The sequence below is a fragment of the Bacillus sp. GMa5/1 genome (assembly GCF_050172015.1).
GTDB lineage: Bacteria > Bacillota > Bacilli > Bacillales > Bacillaceae_G > Bacillus_A > Bacillus_A cereus.
Map to the genome: position 1 here is coordinate 1 of NZ_JBNLYC010000237.1, position 5,181 is coordinate 5,181.

Here is a 5,181-nt window from a genome sequence, read left to right on the forward strand (position 1 = left end):
TATATACTAAATAAGATTCTGGAGAATTTAATTGGCGGATAACTGCAGATGTAGTTGATGGACCACTTCTTAAATTTACATTCATCCCTTGTATATATGCAACCCCAATCGGGCTTCCATCACTATTGCTTGTCTTTACAAAATTAATGTACGAAGGATCATTATACACCCATTGTCCATTCCCCAAATCTAGCCATCCGTTACTTTCCTGATATACAACGTAAGATTCTGGAGAATTTAATTGACGAATAACTGAGGAAGAAGTTGATGGACCATTTCTTAAATTTACATTTTTCCCAAGAATATAAGCGATTCCCTTCGTTTGAGGTGTCGGTTGTGGGTTAGGAGGTTGTGGATTTGGAGCTACTCCAAAAATAGCTGCTATTCCATTTGCATACGCTTGACTTAGATCTTCAATAAATTGTGGATTTTTTAATAAATTTGCATCAAACGCTGTATCAATAAAAGCAGTCTCAGTTAAAATTGCATCCATTGCGGTTTCTCTTAATACCGCATAATTTTCTTTTTTTGCTCCTCGATCACGAAGACCATATTTTGTTAATACAGGATTGACAGCTGTATGCATTTTTTGTTGCTTTGCATATGCAGTGCTGCTATTGGATAACGCATTATAAATATAACTTTCAAAACCTGTACCCCCGCCGCTATTAATATGAAATGAAATGAAATAATCCGCACTGAAAGCATTAGCAATATTAGCACGTTCCGATAAAGAAACAAACACATCACTATCACGTGTCATTTTAATTGTAATTGGGTAATTTACCGTTAAAATGTCTCGAACGCGTCTAGCAATTTGAAGTGTTAAGTTTTTTTCTACTAAACCATTACCAACAGCACCAGAATCATATCCACCGTGCCCTGCGTCTATAACAAGTTTCATTTTATTGCCCCGCCCCTTTCTTGTAATATGTTTGCATTTCTACTCGTCCTATTTTATGTGAAATGTACAGGTTCTGTTACAATTGCAAATAAAAAAACCGCCTTATGTAAGGCGGTTTCTATCATCTTGCTTTAACCAATTTAAAATAAATATATACGATTGATAGTGAACATAACGTATGCAAAATAAAATAAATAAAAGTGCTATTCCAACACCACTATAAAGTAAACCAAACTTTAAAAAAACATTTACAAGTGGTGGAAAGTTCATTAAATTTTGTAATGTACTAAGCATACAAAACATAATGAAAAAGACAGGGATGTATTGTAATTCATACGGCTTTTTTTTCTTACTCATTCTTTTCCGAATGATTATATGACATAATTCTGCTACTATAAAGCACCCTCCAATTAATACAAGACCAGAAGTCATCGTCATACATCCACCTGCCTTATATTTATTGTATCGCATAAATAATCATCGTTATATTTTCTTTACATACTCTTCATCTTCTGAAGCAAAACCAAAACTCTCTATGAAAGACTTCGCCTTTTCTGTTAATTTCTCTTGTAGCACTGTTATTTCTTTCACATTTCTTTGTTTCATCATTTCTTCAAATGTAAAATACGTATTTGTACCATAACCGTAACCTTGGTAATCAAAATGAATAATTAGCTGTGATAAAACAGCCCGTTCCTCTTGTACACTATAATCTATTACACCAATATATGTATCATCAACTTTCACACAGTACTGTACCTTTTTCTCACCTAAACTATGCGATTTAAACATTTCTTTAACAACGCTTTCATTTTCTACAGTAACTTTCTCAAACGTAATCATATGTTGTCCATCCTTTTACTATTATTGTATCAATAATACTTCCTATTTATGAAAAAAACCTTAAGACCGTATGCGATCTTAAGGTTTTTCTAATTAAACTAAGCTATACGCACGTTTTGTTTCTTCATGGAACTTATTCGTATCGTATTTATGCTCAACATAAATTTGGTGCCATACCATAAACGCAAGTACAGTCCAAATTTTACGGCTATAATCGCCTTTATCTGCACAATGTGCTTCCAGTAAGTTTAATACATACTGTTTGTCGATTAAATGCTCTGTCTTACTTTCGTTTATAATATTTATAGCCCAATCATGCATTTCGTCTTTTAACCAGTGACGAATTGGTACTGGGAATCCAAGTTTTTTACGATCTAATACGTGATCTGGAACGATTCCGCGTGCTGCTTCACGTAAAATAGCTTTCGTAGTTCCGTTAGCAATCTTAAATTCAGTTGGAATTTTAGATGCAACATCGAATACTTCTTTATCTAAGAACGGTACACGAAGTTCTAATGAGTTTGCCATTGTCATTTTATCAGCTTTTAATAAAATGTCACCGCGTAACCATGTGAACATGTCAATGTACTGCATTTTACTTACATCATCATAATCTTTAATCTCGTTATACAATGGTTTCGTGATATCCATATAGTTAACACTTTCATTGTAATACTTCATTAATTCAGCTTTTTCTTCTTCACGGAAGATTTTAGCATTTCCATAGTAACGCTCTTCAATTGGTGTACATCCACGCTCTAGGAAGCTCTTACCTTTAAATCCTTCTTTAAGAGCACCACTTAATGCTTTTAAAACGCTCTTACCTGGGCTAGGAATGTAAGAGAACATTTTTAGTGAGTTTGGCTCACGGTAAATGTTATAACCACCAAATAGCTCGTCTGCGCCTTCACCTGAAAGAACAACTGTTACATGTTTACGTGCTTCTTTCGCAACGAAGTACAATGGTACAGCTGCTGGATCAGCTAAAGGATCATCCATATGCCAAATGATTTTTGGGAACTCATCCATAAATTCTTTCGCTGAAATGAATACGTTATGGTTTTTAACGCCTAATTTCTCAGCAGTTTCTTTCGCAACATCAACTTCACTGAAACCACGTTGCTCAAAACCAACAGAGAATGTTAAAAGATTTGGATTCATTTCTCTTGCGATAGAAGCGATGATAGATGAATCGATACCACCAGATAAGAATGAACCTACTGGTACATCACTACGCATATGCACTTTTACTGAATCATATAACACATCACGAATTGCTTGGATATGCTCCTCTTTCGTTGCACTTGAAGCGTTGAAATAAGGTTTCCAGTAGCGATGGATTTCCATCTCTTTACCGATTTCTTTTACGAAATAATGACCAGGCTCGATTTTATTAACATCAATTGTTAACGTTTCTGGCTCTGGACCATATTGGTACGTAAAGTAATGTTGTAGTGACGTTGGATTAACGCCTTTATCTTCCATCACATGCATAATACTTTTCTTCTCAGATGCGAAGAATGTAGTATCACCTTGTTGTGCGATGTATAAAGGTTTAATACCGAAGTGGTCACGTGCACCGAAAAGTTTCTTTTCCTCACGATCCCAAATCATAAATGCAAACATACCACGAAGGTAGTCTACACATTTTTCTTTCATATGTGCATACAATGCAATGATAACTTCTGTATCAGATTGCGTTGCAAACGTTGCACCTTTTTCAAGTAACATTTCACGTAATTCTACATAGTTGTAAATTTCACCATTAAAAATAATTACATATCGATCATTTTCATAAGTTAGCGGCTGATGTCCTGCCTCTAAGTCAATGATGCTTAAACGGCGGAAGCCAAATTGTACATGTTCATCACGAAAATATCCTTCGTCATCTGGACCACGGTGGAAAATCATCGTGTTCATATTTTCAAATTGATGTTTTTCTGTTTCTGAAAACTCTCTAGGGTTTTCACATAAACATCCTACAAAACCACACATACTTCTTACCCTCTTTCAGTTTTCATTCTGTCTCTATACTACTATATCAACCCTATTTATACTAGCATAATCAACTGAATATGGCGACCAAAAACTATAAAAAAATCACTCCATTTCACATTTTTAACAATTTTTTATGAAAACATGAAAACTAGGCACTCACCTTTCTCCGCTTTTGTCATATGATATTGCAAATTGATTTCTAGGAGGGAATACCATGAGTGAAGAAAAAAAAGATTCTTCTCGCCCACCGGTTCGTAATTACTTAAAGCAAATTGATGATTTCTTCGAGCAAACACCTCTTCGCAATGTAATCGCTGATTTAAATCATTTTTTCCAAAAAGGAAACCGTTTATTAACATTCCCTGTAGATTTATATGAAGTTGGTGAAGAACTCGTTGTTACAGCTGAACTACCAGGTATACAAAAAGAACAAATCCAAATTGAAATACAAAGTGAATACTTAAAAGTCTCTGTAAAAGAAGAGATACTTGAAGAGGAAGAAGAACAAACATCCCATAACTATTATCGCCGAGAACGTTCCATTTCAGAAGCATCAAGATTGATTAAATTGCCGTATTCAATTAATAAAAAAGCGGCAAAAGCTTCTTATCAAAACGGCGTATTAGAAATTCGGGCGCCGAAACTTCCCCAGCAACATGACATTTTATCGATAGACTAATGCAAAAAAATAAGGGTGCTATGCACCCTTATTTTTAACCCACTAATCGCTTCATATCACGTATAATGTCTTCGTATGGCGTATTACTAATGCCACTATACTTTTTCATTACTTTTCCGTTTTGATCAATTAAATAAAATGATGTCCCATGCATGACCTGACCGTTCTCCGGCTTATCTACAAGTGATTGGAAATTATCTTTTGAAAACTTTGTAATATCTTCTAACGAATACCCCGTTAATAAATTCCAGTTACTAGTATCCTCTGTAAACTTTTGAATAAAAGCTTTCAGATTTTCTGGCTTATCAAGGTCTGGATCTACACTAAATGAAACAAACTGAACGTCTAATTTCTCTTCTTTTGCCATCTTTTGAAGCTTGGCCATATTTGCAGTCATTGGTGGACAAACTGTCTGACAATTTGTGAACATAAAATCTGCAACCCAAACTTTCCCTTTTAAATCTTTTGTACCAAATTGCTTTCCATCTTGATTTGTAAATTGGAAGGTTTCTAAATCCCAATTTAATGGTTTACGAAGCTTTGAACCTGATTCACTACATCCAGCAAGTACAAAGAGACAAAATACAACCATAAGACCAATTATTTTTTGATAACGCTTCATTTATAAACCTCTTTTCTCTATCCTAAATTTAAATAGGTTATGTTTATAATAACAAAAGTTAACACTACGAGAAAATTGTTTACTACATTTGTTCACGAAATCGTACGAATTTACGTATGTTACTTCTTTATTTCA

Annotated in this window: 6 protein-coding genes; 1 reads left to right on the forward strand and 5 read right to left on the reverse strand. The window is 34.4% G+C overall.

Going from position 1 to position 5,181, the window contains the following annotated elements; all coding sequences use genetic code 11:
* From ACQGSG_RS26285 to asnB, 4 genes are all read right to left on the reverse strand, one after another.
* Positions 1-904 (reverse strand): N-acetylmuramoyl-L-alanine amidase (locus tag ACQGSG_RS26285; RefSeq protein ID WP_426948381.1); only part of this gene is annotated, 904 nt, incomplete at its 3' end.
* A 102-nt stretch (positions 905-1,006) separates the two neighbouring features.
* Positions 1,007-1,336 carry a hypothetical protein gene (locus ACQGSG_RS26290; protein WP_000200459.1) on the reverse strand — a complete coding sequence of 110 codons (330 nt, stop codon included), beginning with the start codon at positions 1,334-1,336 and terminating at the stop codon, positions 1,007-1,009.
* Positions 1,337-1,387: 51 nt separating this feature from the next.
* A complete protein-coding gene (locus tag ACQGSG_RS26295) occupies positions 1,388-1,747 on the reverse strand; it encodes a GNAT family N-acetyltransferase (protein ID WP_000627525.1) in 360 nt (119 codons plus the stop codon).
* A 93-nt stretch (positions 1,748-1,840) separates the two neighbouring features.
* Positions 1,841-3,742: an asparagine synthase (glutamine-hydrolyzing) gene (gene asnB, locus ACQGSG_RS26300; protein ID WP_000333816.1), complete on the reverse strand. Its 1,902-nt coding sequence runs from the start codon at positions 3,740-3,742 to the stop codon at positions 1,841-1,843.
* 217 nt (positions 3,743-3,959) lie between these two features.
* On the opposite strand from asnB, the gene ACQGSG_RS26305 reads away from it, so the two are divergent.
* The gene (locus ACQGSG_RS26305; protein ID WP_001288085.1) at positions 3,960-4,424 is read left to right on the forward strand and encodes an Hsp20/alpha crystallin family protein; all 465 of its coding nucleotides are present in this window, start codon (positions 3,960-3,962) and stop codon (positions 4,422-4,424) included.
* A 34-nt stretch (positions 4,425-4,458) separates the two neighbouring features.
* Here the strand turns inward: ACQGSG_RS26305 and ACQGSG_RS26310 are convergent, their stop codons facing one another.
* The gene (locus tag ACQGSG_RS26310) at positions 4,459-5,046 is read right to left on the reverse strand and encodes an SCO family protein (protein ID WP_000833335.1); all 588 of its coding nucleotides are present in this window, start codon (positions 5,044-5,046) and stop codon (positions 4,459-4,461) included.
* Positions 5,047-5,181: the final 135 nt, after the last annotated feature.